Annotated in this window: 12 protein-coding genes, 1 tRNA gene and 1 pseudogene; 5 read left to right on the plus strand and 9 right to left on the minus strand. The window is 68.9% G+C overall.

What is annotated here, in order from left to right:
• The first annotated feature begins 2 nt into the window (after positions 1-2).
• The 3 genes from M3Q23_10565 to M3Q23_10575 are packed head-to-tail and all read left to right on the plus strand — an operon-like array spanning position 3 to position 4,446.
• Complete coding sequence (locus tag M3Q23_10565; GenBank protein MDP9342512.1) at positions 3-1,400, plus strand: NAD(P)/FAD-dependent oxidoreductase; 1,398 nt, start codon at positions 3-5, stop codon at positions 1,398-1,400.
• Positions 1,397-2,518: a glucose 1-dehydrogenase gene (locus tag M3Q23_10570; protein ID MDP9342513.1), complete on the plus strand. Its 1,122-nt coding sequence runs from the start codon at positions 1,397-1,399 to the stop codon at positions 2,516-2,518. Before M3Q23_10565 ends, M3Q23_10570 begins: the two co-directional genes overlap by 4 nt.
• A gap of 20 nt (positions 2,519-2,538) precedes the next feature.
• A complete protein-coding gene (locus tag M3Q23_10575; GenBank protein ID MDP9342514.1) occupies positions 2,539-4,446 on the plus strand; it encodes an amylo-alpha-1,6-glucosidase in 1,908 nt (635 codons plus the stop codon).
• Here M3Q23_10575 and M3Q23_10580 read toward each other — a convergent pair.
• Positions 4,423-4,629, minus strand: coding sequence for a hypothetical protein (locus tag M3Q23_10580; GenBank protein ID MDP9342515.1), 207 nt, complete (start codon positions 4,627-4,629; stop codon positions 4,423-4,425). The two genes, M3Q23_10575 and M3Q23_10580, sit on opposite strands and share 24 nt — an antisense overlap.
• 82 nt (positions 4,630-4,711) lie before the next feature.
• Positions 4,712-4,930: pseudogene (locus M3Q23_10585) on the minus strand (cation:proton antiporter).
• Here M3Q23_10585 and M3Q23_10590 point away from each other — a divergent pair.
• Positions 4,838-5,047: a hypothetical protein gene (locus tag M3Q23_10590; protein MDP9342516.1), complete on the plus strand. Its 210-nt coding sequence runs from the start codon at positions 4,838-4,840 to the stop codon at positions 5,045-5,047. The pseudogene M3Q23_10585 and the gene M3Q23_10590 overlap by 93 nt on opposite strands.
• Positions 5,048-5,070: 23 nt before the next feature.
• Here M3Q23_10590 and M3Q23_10595 read toward each other — a convergent pair whose 3' ends face one another.
• From M3Q23_10595 to M3Q23_10625, 7 genes are all read right to left on the minus strand, one after another.
• Positions 5,071-6,288, minus strand: coding sequence for a glycoside hydrolase (locus M3Q23_10595; protein MDP9342517.1), 1,218 nt, complete (start codon positions 6,286-6,288; stop codon positions 5,071-5,073).
• 384 nt (positions 6,289-6,672) lie between these two features.
• Positions 6,673-8,310, minus strand: a complete 1,638-nt coding sequence (locus M3Q23_10600; protein MDP9342518.1) for a hypothetical protein — start codon at positions 8,308-8,310, stop codon at positions 6,673-6,675.
• Positions 8,311-8,519: 209 nt separating this feature from the next.
• Positions 8,520-8,591 (minus strand) — tRNA-Ala (locus M3Q23_10605).
• A 167-nt stretch (positions 8,592-8,758) separates the two neighbouring features.
• Positions 8,759-10,165: a hypothetical protein gene (locus M3Q23_10610; GenBank protein ID MDP9342519.1), complete on the minus strand. Its 1,407-nt coding sequence runs from the start codon at positions 10,163-10,165 to the stop codon at positions 8,759-8,761.
• Positions 10,162-11,034 carry a tyrosine-type recombinase/integrase gene (locus M3Q23_10615; protein ID MDP9342520.1) on the minus strand — a complete coding sequence of 291 codons (873 nt, stop codon included), beginning with the start codon at positions 11,032-11,034 and terminating at the stop codon, positions 10,162-10,164. Before M3Q23_10615 ends, M3Q23_10610 begins: the two co-directional genes overlap by 4 nt.
• Before the next feature lie 346 nt (positions 11,035-11,380).
• Positions 11,381-12,130: a PD-(D/E)XK nuclease family protein gene (locus M3Q23_10620; GenBank protein ID MDP9342521.1), complete on the minus strand. Its 750-nt coding sequence runs from the start codon at positions 12,128-12,130 to the stop codon at positions 11,381-11,383.
• 214 nt (positions 12,131-12,344) lie between these two features.
• The gene (locus M3Q23_10625) at positions 12,345-12,743 is read right to left on the minus strand and encodes a hypothetical protein (GenBank protein MDP9342522.1); all 399 of its coding nucleotides are present in this window, start codon (positions 12,741-12,743) and stop codon (positions 12,345-12,347) included.
• A gap of 360 nt (positions 12,744-13,103) precedes the next feature.
• Here M3Q23_10625 and M3Q23_10630 point away from each other — a divergent pair, with 360 nt between their 5' ends.
• On the plus strand, positions 13,104-13,634 hold the full coding sequence (locus tag M3Q23_10630; protein MDP9342523.1) for a hypothetical protein: 531 nt from the start codon (positions 13,104-13,106) through the stop codon (positions 13,632-13,634).
• The last annotated feature ends 509 nt before the right edge of the window (positions 13,635-14,143 follow it).

Here is a 14,143-nt window from a genome sequence, read left to right on the forward strand (position 1 = left end):
CCGTGGCAGACGAGTTCGACGTGATCGTGGTGGGAGCCGGGCCGCCCGGAGAGAACGCGGCTGGCCGGTGCGTGGACAACGGGTTCACGGCGGCCATCGTGGAGGAGCGGCTGGTGGGCGGGGAGTGCTCGTTCTACGGGTGCGTGCCGTCGAAAACGCTGATCCGGCCGGGCGACGTCGTGGCGGCGGCGCGGCGGGTCCCAGGCGCGGCCGAGGCCGTCACCGGGAAGATCGACGTGACCGCCGCGTTCGCCCAACGCGACTACATGACCAGCGACTGGAGCGACCGGACCCAGACGCCGTGGCTGGACGAGAAGGGCATCGAGCTGGTCCGCGGGCACGGCAGGCTGGCCGGCGAGCGCGTGGTCGAGGTGACCCTGGCGGATGGCTCTGGGGTCCGTCGCCTGACCGCTCGGCGCGCCGTGGTCATGGCGTGCGGGACCACACCGGCCATGCCGCCGATCGACGGGCTGCGCGACGCGCACCCCTGGGACAACCGCGACGCCACCGCGGTCAAGGAGCTGCCCCGGCGGTTCCTGGTGCTGGGCGGCGGCCCCATCGGCGCGGAGCTGGCTCAATGCTTCCGCCGCTTGGGCTCCGAGGAGGTCACGGTGATCGAAGGGGGCGAGCGCCTGTTGGCCCGCGAGGAGCCCTTCGCCGGGGAAGAGGTCCGGGCGGCCTTCGAGGAGGAGGGCATCACGGTGGTCACCGGCGCGCGGGTGACCGGCGTTCGCCGGGAGGCGCCGGACCGGCCGGTGACGGCGGTGCTGGAGGACAGCCGGGAGCTCGAGGGCGACGAGATCCTGGTGACGGTGGGGCGGCGCCCGAACACTGGCGACGTCGGGGCCGAGACGGTGGGCCTGGAGCCCGGGAAGTACCTCGAGGTCGACGACCGCCTCCGGGTGAAGGGCGTGAGCGGCGACTGGCTGTACGCGGTCGGCGACGTCAGCGGCCTGGCCCTGCTGACACACATGGGGAAGTACCAGGGCCGGATCGTTGGTGACGTGATCGCGGGCAAGGACGTGCGCGACGTCGCCGACCACCGGGCCATCCCCCGGGTCACCTTCACCGATCCGCAGGTGGCCGCGGTGGGCCTGACCGAAGCGCAGGCCCGCGAGCAGGGGCTGGACGTCCGGGTGGTCACCTATCCCCTCGGCTCGGTGTCGGGGGCCTATACCCGGGGCAACGACATCAAGGGAACCAGCCAGATCGTGGTGGACCAGGCTCGGCGCGTCATCGTCGGGGCCACCTTCACCGGCCCCGACGTCCAGGAGATCGTGCATGCGGCCACCATCGCCATCGTCGGTCAGGTCACGCTGGACACGCTGTGGCACGCCGTGCCCTCGTTCCCCACCGTCAGCGAGGTGTGGCTTCGCCTCCTGGAGGAGTACGGACTATGAAAGCGGTCATCGTCATCCCCCGCCAGGCCGGCAGCACGCAGCTGCGCGACGTGCCGGAACCGTCGCTCGGCGACATTCCCGGTGGGCGGGGCGTGCTGGTCCGGATCCTTCGCGTGGGCCTGGACGGGACGGACAAGGAGATCGCCGCCGGTGAGTACGGCGTCGCCCCGGAGGGTTCGGACTTCCTGATCCAGGGCCACGAGAGCCTGGGCATCGTCGAGCAGGTCGGTTCCGCCGTGACCGAGTTCGCGCCGGGGGACCTGGTGGTGGCGCGGGTCCGCCGGGCCGGGACCAGCCTGTACGACCAGATCGACATGCCTGACATGACCACCGACGACGCGTACTTCGAGCACGGCATCAGCCGCGTGCACGGGTTCCTGACCGAGCGCTACGTGGAGGACGCGCGCTATCTCATCCACATGCCGGAGGGCCTGCGCGAGGTGGGGGTGCTGCTGGAGCCGACCAGCATCGTGGAGAAGGGCATCACACAGGCCTACGAGATCGAGCGCCGGCTGAAGGTGTGGGAACCTCGCCGGGCCGCGGTGCTGGGCGCGGGGACCATCGGGCTGCTCGCCACCATGGCCCTGCGGGTCCGGGGCCTGGAGGTCGTGACCATCGGGCTCGACGAGCCCCCGTACCTGAACTCCGAGCTGGTGGAGGCGATCGGGGCGCGCTACGCGAGCACGAAGCAGGAATCGCTCGAGCAGATCGCCGGGCCGGACCCTGGCGGCGCCGGCGGCCGGTTCGACCTGGTCTTCGAGTGCACCGGCTTCTCGCCCCTGGTGTTCGAGGGGGTGCGGACGCTGCTGGCGAAGAACGGGGTGATGGTGCTGTCCAGCGTGACCGGCGGCTCAGGGACCGTCGAGGTCCCCTCCGACGTCATCAACCTCGACATGGTGCTGGGGAACAAGGTCATGGTGGGGACCGTGAACGCGAACCGGGAGCACTTCGAGGCGGGCGTCCGCGACCTCGCCCTGACCGAGGCCCGGTGGCCGGGGTGGCTGGACCGGCTGCTGACCCATCCGGTGTCCAGCCTGGACGAGTGGGAGAAAGCCTTCCAGCTCCTGGGCAGCCCGGGCGTGATCAAGGTGTTCATCGAGGTCGCGCCGCTGCCCTGAGGGCGGCTTCACTTCGGAAGATGCCCGGGCTCCCCATCCGCTTCGGCCGCCAGGTGTGCGGCTCGCTGGAGGAAGCCGCCTCGCGGGAGTGGCTGGTGGCGGACGGCCTGGGCGGGTTCGCCATGGGAACCGTGGCGGGCCTGCGGACGAGGCGCTACCACGGGCTCCTGGTGGTGGCGACCCAGCCACCCATCGGGCGCAGGCTGGGCCTGGCCTCGCTCGATCCCGTCCTGGTGTTGGGCGACCGGCGGGTCCGGCTGGCGGTGCACGAGTGGGCCGAAGGCGCCGTCGATCCCGACGGGTACGTGCATCTGGCCAAGTTCGACCTCCTCGACGGAGTGCCCCGGTGGCGATGGGCCGTGGGCGACGTGATCCTGGAACGGGAAGTGGCCATGGTCCAGGGCAGCCCGGCGGTCGCGGTGGTCCACCGCGTGGTGCGCGCGCCCGGGCCGGTGCGCCTGGAGCTGTCGGCGCTGTGCACGTGGCGGGACGTCCACGGAGAACGATTCGCGGACGGCGATCCTTTTGTGGAGCGCACGGCCGACGGGTTCGAGTTCGAGGGCGCATACCGGGTGGCCGGGCCGGGGTTCGAGCCCGGCGGGCAGTGGTACCGGGGGGCGCGATACCGCGTGGAGACAGAGCGCGGTCTGAACGACCGCGAGGACCTGTGGTTCGCCGGGGCATTCGCGGCGACGCTCGAACCGGGCGAGGACGCTTCCGTGACGGCCTGGGCCGGGGACCTCGCGGAGGTGCCGCCTCCGGCGCCGACGGTGGTCGCCTCGGCCAGGGAACGTGCCCGCGGCCTGGTCGCTGGGTCGGCCGCGGTGGACGAGGTCGACGCCACGTTAGCCATGGCGGCGGATCAGTTCGTGGTGTCCGGACCCACCGTGGTGGCGGGCTACCCGTGGTTCGGGGACTGGTCGCGAGACACCATGACCTCGTACGAGGGACTGCTGCTCGAGACCCGCCGGTTCGACGAGGGCCGCACCTTGCTGCTTCGGGCGGCCGCCTCGCTGTCCGCAGGCATGCTGGCGAACACCGCCGACGTCGGCGGGGCGCCCGAGTACAACACGGCCGACGCGACGCTGTGGTTCCTCCACGCCGTGGGCCGCCACGTCGACGCGACCGGCGACGACGACCTTGCCGCGACGCTCGCGCCCGCGCTGGAGGAGGTCGTGGAACGGCACGTCGCCGGGACCCGCTACGGCATCGGCGTTGACCGGTCCGACGGCCTCCTCACCCAGGGCGCGCCGGGGGTCGGGCTGACGTGGATGGACGCCAGGGTCGAGGGCCGGCCGGTGACCCAGCGCCAGGGCAAGGCCGTGGAGATCAACGCGCTGTGGATCAACGGCCTGGCCATGCTGGCCACGCTCCAGGAACGCGTGGGCCGGGACTCCTCCGGGACCCGGTCCCTGGAGGAGACGGCCCGAGCCTCGTTTGCCCGGCGGTTCGTCCGCCGGGGCCAGGTCCTGGACGTGGTGGACGGGCCGGCTGGAGACAGCGCAGAGGTGCGGCCGAACCAGCTGCTGGCGGTGTCGCTCCCCCACGGGCCGCTCCGCGACCCGATGGTGGTCCGGGCCTGCGCGCCGCTGCTGACATCGGTCGGCCTGCGCTCGCTGGCCCCGTTCGAGCCCGGCTACACCGGCCGCCACCGGGGCGGCCCGGCCGAGCGCGACGCCGCGTACCACCAGGGGACGGTGTGGGCCTGGCTGATCGGTCCGTACGTCGAAGCCGCGCTGAGAACCGGGGTGGACGTGGCGGGCGTCCTCGACGGGCTGGAAGCGCACCTGAGCGAGTGGGGCCTCGGGTCGGTCGGCGAGACCGCCGACGGCGACCCACCCCACGCCGCCACGGGCTGCCCCTTCCAGGCCTGGTCCGTGGCCGAGCTGCTCCGAGCCCGGCGGTTACTCGCGCGCCGGACCGGGTGAGGCTTCCACCGGCTCCCCCTTCAGCAAGGTCACGGCCACCAGCGGGAAGATCAGCACGGACAGCAGGCCGGCTGCCACGAAAGCGGCGCCGGTGGCCTGGGTGATGGTGCCGATCTGCATGCCGATCTGGGTGGCCGCCACGATGAACGGGAGCGACGTGGCCTGGAGCCAGGCCCGCCGCAACCACTCGCCGGGGTGTGGCGATGCCCCGATACACGAGCGCCGGCAGCCCCCGCACCACCACCAGGGCGACCAGGAACAGCGGCACCCGCAGGATCGTCGACGTGCTCGAGAACAGCGCCCCGCCGTCGAACGCGATGCCGCTCGACACGAAGAACACCGGGATAAGGAACCCGTAGCCGATCCCCTCCAGCTTCAGCCGGAAGTTGGGGTGGGTCATCATGGCGTCGCGGTCCACCAGCCGCAGGATCACGCCGGCCATGAACGCGCCGAGGATGGTCTCCAGGCCGAACCGCTCGGCCAGCGCGACGAACCCGACCAGGAGCACCACCGCGCCCCGCACCCGGATCTCCTGGCGGAGCCGGAGTGGAAGCCCGCGTACATCATCCGCGGGCTTCGCGACCTCCGCGTCTCCCTGTGACCCGAGCCGCCTCCGGGCGGCTCCTACGACGTCTGCTTGACGAAGTACAGCTGCGTGCCGTGGAACTGGTCGCCCGCTGTGTAGATGATGTCGGCCTTCCCATTGAACACCACGAGCTGGAAGAAGTCGAGCAGGCTGCGGTCCGAGCAGCTCGCGCCGCCACCGGCCTGGATGCACCCCACGTGGATCGCCGGAACCGCCACCATCGGCGAGAACGCCGGTGCGGCGAGGGCGTTCGTCAGCTGCGCGAAGTACAGGTTCCAGGTGGCCCGCCCCACCTTGTTCGGATCGCCGGTCGCCGTCGTCCCGTAGTACGAGATGTCCACGACACCTGGGCCCACCACGTCCATGGTCGGGAACACGTTCGTCCCCGTAGTGGTGGAGACCACCGTCGGCTTGGACCAGGTCTGGCCGTGGTCCTGGCTGGTGGCGAAGCGGATGGAGACGCTCTTGGTCTTCGGGTCCTGCTCGCCCCACGCCACGTACAGGTTGCCGATCGAGTCGACCTTGATCGGATCGAAGTTCCATTCGGTGTCGAACGCCGAGCCGGTGCTCCCGGTTCCCGGGACCGAAGAGTAGCTCCACGTGAGGCCCTGGTCGGTGGAGGAGGCGATCCCGACGCCGCCGAGCGTCCGGTTGTTCTGCTCGCTGTAGGCCAGGTACACCTCGCCGGTGGCCGGGTCCACGGCGATCCCGCCGGGCGGGCACACGCACTGGCGGATCGGCAGGTTGGAGCAGGGGTTGTTGCCGCCGATGATGCACTCTGGGACGGCGATGACGTCCTGCGGGAACGTCAGCGCGCCGTACGCACCCGCCGGCGTCCCCACGTTGGTGCGGGCGACGTGGATCGCGTCCAGCCCGTCCCACGCCAGGTACAGGTTCTGGTCTGAGGGGGAGTAGCCGAACCACGGCCGGTCGTCACCTGCCGAGAGGTGTCCCCACTCGTTGGCGATGAAGCTCTGCCCGTGGTCGGTGGAAACGGCCACGGCCGTGTTCCCCAGCCACAGGTCCGTCTGGTACACGTTGCCGGCCGAGTCGGTGATGATGTCGGTGTCGCCCCCGGAGATCGGGTCGCCGTCCGGGTTGACCGGGTTCCCGAACGACCTCCCGCCGTTCGTGGAGACCCACACCGGGCTTCCGGTGCCGGTGACGTCCCCGAGCTTCTGGGGCGCGGTGGCGAAGAGCAGCCCGTTGGAGTCCACCGCGATGCTGGGCTCACCGAACCCCGACGACTGCGGCAACGCGACGGACTGGTGAATCGCGTCGCCGCGACCGCGGGCGACACCGCCAGGTTGAGCAGCAGGGCCACCGTCGCCGCCACGGCGGCAAGAGCCAGCGAAACCGGCCGGCGCTTCCTCATCATCCGTCTCCCTCCGTTACATGGCCGAGGTCGTCGAACGACCGGCTCGGATGGATTCGGATGCGCCCCCTGCCCCCTTGCGGAGGATGCGGGCGATCCTCCCCGTTCCGTCGCGTTCGAGTGCTCAGCTCGAAATCGGCGGACCGTTGGTTCCCACCCCGGACACGCACCAAACGCCCGCCCTACGAATTTCCCGGCCGGGCCGAACAGCAAGGAGGGGCGGCCACGCCGGCCGCCCCTCCGCATCCAGCTGGACGCGTTTCGTCTAGCTGTTTGGCACCGTGAAGATGTCGGCCTGGCCGAGCGGGGGTCCGGGCGAGTTCCGCCCGTCGGTCCAGATCGGGTACTCCGTCGAGGCATCCACGGCGTCCAGGCCGTTGTAGTCCCCGATGAACGACCCCGACGCGAAGAACGCCAGGTTCGGGTTCCACGATGCCGTGCTGATGTCGACGTTGGCCGGGGAGAAGTCGAGGGCCGTCGTGTACAGCTCGAACGTCTCGATCAACGTGTTCCCCGGATCGTTGCGGTTGTCGAACCAGATCACGTGGATCCCACCGGCGTTGTCCACCGAGACCCACGGGAAGAACTGGTCGTTGGGAGCCGAGCTACCGTCGGCCTGGTGCGACACGACCTGCATGTCGCTCCACGTCGTCCCGTAGTCCGTGGAGAACGCCCCCGTGACGTCGGCGCCGTGGTTGCCCGCGCCCCGGTTGTTCTGGACCACGTACACCAGCGCCTGGAGTTGCGGGTCGTAGTCCATGGAGGGCGACAGCGGGATTCGGGCGTTCTTGTTGGGCAGGAGATCGCTCGGGTTCGGGTTGTCGACCCACTGCCCCGGCTTGTCGATCTGAACTTGCGGCCCGAAGCTGCTCCCGCCGTTCGTGCTCCGCTTGAACAGCAGGGTGCGGTCGATCGAGTTGTTGCAGTCCTCGGACGCGTAGGAGATGTCCAGGCCGCCCTGGCGATCCACGACCGGCACCGCCCACTGGTTGGCCGTGGGACCCTGACCGTTGCCCCCCGGGTTGTCCGGCACCACCGAGTTGTGGGTCCAGACGGTGTCCCTGAGGTCGGTGTCGTTGTTCGGGTCCACGTCGTCGGTGTAGGCGAGCTGCACCGGGCAGTAGTCACCGAACCCGTTGCTTTGCATGTGGAACTTGATGAAGGTGATGTACAGCCGCCCGTAGAAGGGGCTCGCGGGGTAGTTGTCGACCGCCAGGAGCTCCTTGTCGAAGAACACCGCCGGGTTGAACACGAACCGGTTGGGGTCGAAGTTCGTGATCACCTGGGAGCTGAACCGGGCCCCCGTCCAGTGGTCGCCTCCGTCTGTCGACTGGATGACCTGGATCTCGGACTCGGGATGGAACCGCATGAAGCACAGCTGCGCCGCGTAGAACGCGTGGTCCCGCGCGCTGTAGACCACCGTGGGGTCGCCGCCGGAGCAGAAGTCGCCGGTCTCGAGGACCCTGGGGGTCAGGTAGGTGCTGTTCCAGGTGTTCCCGCCGTCATGGGTCGTGTAGATCCCCAAACCGCCGTCGATGTAGTCGTTGGACGTCGCCACGGCGGTCAGCGGGTCGTCCGTGCTGTAGGCCACCGCGGTCTCGTTCTGCGGCATCTTCGGCGTCACCGGCTCGGTGTTCACCTGGACGTTCCCGCCGATCCCGCCGGTGTTGCCCGGGGCCGACGGCTTGAACAGACCCTGCCGCGCGGCTGCCTGGGCGCCGATCACGCCCTTGCTCACATAGGCCCGGACGCCGTTGGAGATCCCGCCCGGATAGTGCTTGACGTGCTTGACCCACCGCGGCGTGTGATGGCGGTGGCGAGCGGCCGACGAAGAGCCCACTCCCACCAGGATCATCGCGGCCAGAACGGCCAGCACGACGGATACGCGAAAAGCTCGATGCATGTTGGGTCCTTTCAGTGCGCGGGCCAATGACGTGCAGCGAGAACCAGAGCCTCAGGTGGCCGCGGTCTCACCCCCTTCCCCTTTTGTTCCGGTGGGCCCTGAATCCCGCCGGGCCACAGCGACCGGGCACTGCGGCGGAAGGAGTGTATGCAAAATGCAACCCGGCACGCGAACTGGAGGTAGGCCTGCCGACGCGCTCTATCGGTCGGTGGAGATGGGGGGATTCGAACCCCCGACCCCCTGCTTGCAAAGCAGGTGCTCTACCACTGAGCTACATCCCCGGAAGGGGCTGTCGGAAAGCCGGTCGAAAAGTCCTCGGACCGACCCATCCAAGTCCCTGGTGGCAGTGTAAAGGGCCGCTGGCCGACTAGGACGGCGCCGATGCGCCCCAGAACATGCGCCAGGCTGCGCTTAAGAGGCCTCGGAGATGGCGGGTGCGGGAAGGCCGTCAGCCCACGAGCTGCAGGCGTTCTCGAACTCGCCGCCGGGCCAGTACGAGAGCGTTGTGCAGGCGCATGAACCCCAGCAGGTCGGACTCCTGGCCGAGGTGGCCAATACTGTGGGCCTTCTTGAGATAGAGGGATCGCTCGATCTCGTCGTTGAGTGACTCGGCGTCCGAGCGGCGCGAGTACAGCCGGTCGAAGTCAGGATCGCCTGGAGGGATGGCCCGCAGGTTCTCGGCGCGGTTCAACTTTCTCCTGGCGTCGCTCGCGTCCCCGTGCAGTCGTACGAGGATGTCCTTCTTCACATAGCCGGGGGGCAAGCGGTAGCGGTTGTAGAACCGGAAGCCGCCCTTATCCCTGCGCCGGATGGTTTGGAGCCTCTCGAGCGGCTCCCACAGATGGTTCCCATCCTCGTCCAGGGTGCTGATCCCGAGTGCACCGCGCCGGGCGAGGAGCCGGACCTTGACCTCTGTACCGTCCAGGGCCTTCACGGTGCGGACCTCGACGAGCCTCTCCTTCTCCACGCGACGTCCGCCCTTCTGACCCCGCCGGACGTGGTGCTCCTTCGCGGCTACGCCCGTCACCGTGAGCCATCCGAGCTCCCGCATGATGCGGTCGATGTGTACACCCCGTACTGCCATGTCCCAGATCACCCCGATGACACCAGGCGCAAGGGGGTGGATCGACGCAAACGACTCCAGGGCAACCCCGGCTTCGCCGCCCTCCCCCGAGAATGGGACGTAGCGCACGTCCAGCATCACCCGGTCCTCGTCGTTGCGAACGGAGACCGAGAGGAACTTGGTGCCGTAGACCTCCTCCGCCCCGCCTCCCTCCCGGTGACTGCCAGCGTCGGGGTCGTACCGCACCTGCACCCTCTCCTGGGTCTTCGGATCGACCCTGGTCTGCCCCAGTTGTCCCTTGATCGCCGGCTCGATGACCTTGCCGTCGCCGTCTGGCATCCGGGGTGTCTCCGGACGGGTGATCGACCCTGGCCCATCTGGGTCGAGCATCCCGATCGACCTGGCGAGCTCCACGGCCGATGCCGTAGCGATCTGCCGTCGACGCTCGATCACCGCGGGGTCGGTGAGGTACCTCCTCCCATACAGGTACTGGCCCCGCGTCATCGCCTTCGCCGGCAGCCACATCTCCGGGCGGTCGGGGAACACCGACTTCACGATGTGCCGCATGAACCGCCATCTCCTCGGGTCCTCGAACTGCGTCTCCACCTCGCGGGCGGTGTGGTAGATGCTGACGGCGGCCTGGTACACGACGAGCATAAAGGGCGGCTGCTTTCGACGGCGGCCGGTGTGCTTTATCGGGATGGCCTCGCCCTCGGCGTAGGTGGTGGGATCGCGCAGCAGAGCCTCCAGCTTCTGGAGGTCGCTGGCCCGGGGACGGGGGCGGCGTCTCATGGCCCCTCCGGCCGCCACCGCAGCCCCGCCATCTGGGCCGCCACGTCGAGGCTCTTGCACCCGAGGGCTCGGGCCACCTCGTCGATGGACCGGCCCCCATGCAGGAGGCGGGCGGCGGCCCAGCCGGTGACGGAGGCGGGGCGGACGTCGGGTTCCCCGTGGATCTCGGCGGCCCGGAGCACCTCGATCACGGCCATGGTCGCCGCGCTGCCCGGTCGCTTCACCGCCCTGGATCGCCACGGCACCAGGTAGGCCTCCGGCTCGGATGGCAGGGTGGGGTGGCTTAGCCTTCGGCGGAGCTGCTGGACGCCCCAGTCGGTCAGGGGGGCCCACCGCGGGTCGGTGCGGGTGCCGCCGGCGGTGAACACGACACCGTTGGCGAGGTCGACGTCGTGGATCTTGATCCAGGGGATCTCGGAGGCCCGGGCGCCAGCCTCGGACAAGGCCCACACGAGGGCTAGCCGAAGCTCGCCGGGGGAGCCCACCGCGTGCAGCCGACAGAGCTCGACCTCGTCCTCGGTGAGCCGCCGTGAGGTCAAGGCGGACCGAGCCGGGAGGACGAGATCGACGGTCGGATCGATGGAGACCAGCCCCAGCTCCCGGCCGGCCTTGTAGAGGTAGCGCACGGCCCCCCGCCGGAGGTGCTTAGTAGCAAGGCTCAGTCCACCGCCGGAGGCACGCGGTGCGTCGAGGAACGCCTGCACCTGCCGCTGGGTGACGGCATCGGCGTCGACGACGCGTAGACCGCGCTCGCAGAACCTCGCGAAGCGGCTCCAGATGTCCGTGTAGGCCCCCAGGGACCAGGGAGCGAGACCCCCAGCCTTGGCAAGGTGGAGGAGGACGCCCTGGACGAGCTGTGATGGGCGCAAGGGAGCGCTTGGCGCAACTGGCGACCGCGGCCCCTCACCGTGGGCCCGAAGTCTTGCCCCTGCGGATGTCTCGGCGCGCTTCAACCGAACGTGCCCCTCCTCTACTCCTTATGGCGAGACGGAGAGGTCATCGCCCAGCGGGCCGACCGAGAAGTTCCCGTCCTGCAAAGGAAGGGCGGAGAAGGTGGCCCCGTGGACTCCGGGGTCTGGACTTCGTCCGGATGGGTCGGTGGATGCCTCCCGGAGGGGGCGTGGGGTCTCCCGCCATTCTTATGGCGGTTCGGGGGTATGTCCCTCATCGGTCGGGGCGGTCCACCAGGCAGGAGTCGACTGAGAGACTTGGGGTCTATGCGTCGTGCAGGAGGCGCCCACCTACCGGAGTGGGCCCCGCCTGACCGGAGCCGTCGCGATCCCCGAGGTGGAGTGCTCTCCTCCCGATGTAGTCGCAGAACGTGCAGTCTGCTGAGGGCTCCGGCGGAGCAGCGCTCTCGAGCACGTCCAAGACCCGAGACAGCAGGCTCACGAACGAACGGTCGTCTCTCGGGATCTCCACCCACCGCGGGGTGCCTCGGTAGGCCACGTCTCCCCCCAGGGCGACCATCTCGGTGGGCTGCACACAGACAAGCCCCAGTTGGGTCACCGGGTGCAGCGTCGGGGCGCCGGGAGCCGGAATCTCCGCTGCCAGCGCGTATGCATGAAGTTGCCGTGAGTACCGGACGAGACGATCGCTACGCGGGTCGGTCATCTTGTAGTCGGCCAAGCCGAACGTGCCGTCGTCGAACTCGAATGCCGTGTCGTACCGACCCTGAAGGACGACGGTGGTCGAATGGCCCGGGACCACCAGCGGCCTCGATCGCACCCACCGATCGCCCCGTCGCACAACACCGGGCTTGATGGCCGACGAGATCTGCTCGGTTCGCGTTCCCAAGAAGTGCCGCTTCATCTGGGAGTCCAACAGCGAGAACACCCCGGGGAACGGGCCCCTCGGCCGGGGCAGCTTGCTGGCGACCTTGAGCCAGAAGCACCGCGGGCACTCCTCATACAGGAAGCACAGATCGGACGGACTAAGCTTCCACACGTTGTTGACGGACCTCATTGGTGACCCGCCTTTCCGTCGCTCGTGAGGCGAGCTCGGCGGGTACCCTGTCTCTGGATGGGGGGCTCCCCGTGAGCCTGCCTCCTGGGGAGGCCCGCCCTAGCCGACGGGCCTCCCCTCTCCTGTGTGCTGATCCTTCTCACCGTGGCGTGGCCATCGCCCTATCGTGAGTCCGACCCGAGCCGTCCTACGTCCGCTTGAGCTCTTCCTTGGGCTAGGCCTCCGTGGCCCGCGATGCCACGGCCCTGGCGACCTCGACGAAGTGCCCGCAGCCGGCTTTGATCCGTTTCAGCGAGCGCGAGTCGATGCCGTCCTGCTCGTAGGTCCAGATCGAGCGGCCGGTGGCCTCGACCTCCGTGATGGCGTCCCGGTCGATGAGCACGTGGCACTGATTGTCGGTTCGGCAGATCTGGATGTATCCCTCGTCTAGGCCCGCTAGGAAGCCGACGTACTCCCTCGACGAGTGCGCTCCCGGCCTGTCGGCTCCCTCATCCGCGTGGGGGTGATCGCCCCTCACCCGGACACGGACCTCCCGGCCCCGACTGGCGAGGTGGGCGATGTTCCTCTCGAACATGTCGTACTCAGGCTGTGCGATGTCGACTGTCCCTGCCATTCGGTTCCTCCTTCTCCGTTACTGGTCTAAGTTCTTAGACAGCATATGTACCTTGCTGACTGTTGTCAACTTTCTTAGACTGGGATCGTGGTACCCAAGGTGGACACCGAGGATCTGGTCGATGCGCGGGAAGTGGCGGAGATGCTGGGCCTTAGCCACTCCAACTCGGTCAGCACATATCAGCGCAGGTACAAGGACATGCCACGCCCAGTGGTGAGTAGAGGCCACGGGCGAACGCTGCTATGGCTTCGCTCAGAAATCGAGGCATGGGCGCGGGGCACCGGAAGGACGAAGTAGGCGTGGTGGAGCGAACAAGACCGCCGTGTTCGGAATGGCGCAGCGCGGGCAGAACGGCTCGCGGTGGCCCTGGAGGCGTTCCGGACGGACCTCGCAGCAGCCGCGCCTCACCTCTACGAGGTCCAAGAGGCCCTTTTGCCAGTGGGGTTCGATCTCAGCCTCGTACAACTCAGGACACTAGACGACTACTACGCCACGCTGCTCGGTGCCCGCAGTCCGCACTCCGGGGGTTTCTTCCTCAAGCTTCTAACGAACCTGGATGAGCTTCACGTCCACTTCGCAGCGTGTGAGGATCCAGTCTTCGCCGAGGACGCGATGCTCAGAGGGTTCTGCGCGGGAGTCTCGCCGGAGACGCTCGCAGGGCTGCTCGACCCTGCCCACCCGTTCCCCTTCGCGAATCTGGAGTGGCCGCTGGGCGTACGAAAGGCCCACGGCATCCGGGGAGCCCGGGCCCCGCGGGCCCGGGGCAGTCGACCGGCTGTGGAGGAACCTTCCCTGCGACCCGGCACCGAAGCCCCCCCGCCCGGTCGCCCGTCGCGCGGAGAGACGGGTGGAGGGCTGGTGCCTCGCAGACGTGATCTCGCGACCTCCTGAGAACTGGAGGCGGCCGGGCATGCGAAGTCCGGTTGGGTGGCTGCTCTCGCCATCGCCGCTGTGCTCGGGTTCGGTCTCACCGCGGGAGTCCTCTACCTCATGGGTTCGGCCTCTCGGCCCCACCCTGGGCATCGCCCAACGCGTCAGTCCGAGAGTGGGCCTTGAGGGCTCCGAGGAGGTAGGTCGATGAGAGCCACAAATTCAACTCCTAGAGCCGGGTCAAAGCCACCCCCGGACGAGGACGCGGTTCCCGAAGTGATCGCGGACGAACGAGCCCGGCTTCTCGCGCGCAGGCCGATGTGGGCTGGGACATCCTCGGGCTACGCATCAGGAGGGAGGACGTGGACTTGAGCACTGGCGAAGCGATCTGATGACGAAGAAAAGGGCTCTTGTGACGCATCCGTGGGTTCCCAACCGGCCTTGACGTGAGCAACGCCGCCATCCACCTACGCTTTTGGGCTGTTCGAAGGTCCATCAGCGAGGCGAGGAGGGCGGCGTGCTCGGTACCA

It is taken from the genome of Actinomycetota bacterium, from assembly GCA_030774015.1.
GTDB lineage: Bacteria > Actinomycetota > UBA4738 > UBA4738 > JACQTL01 > JALYLZ01.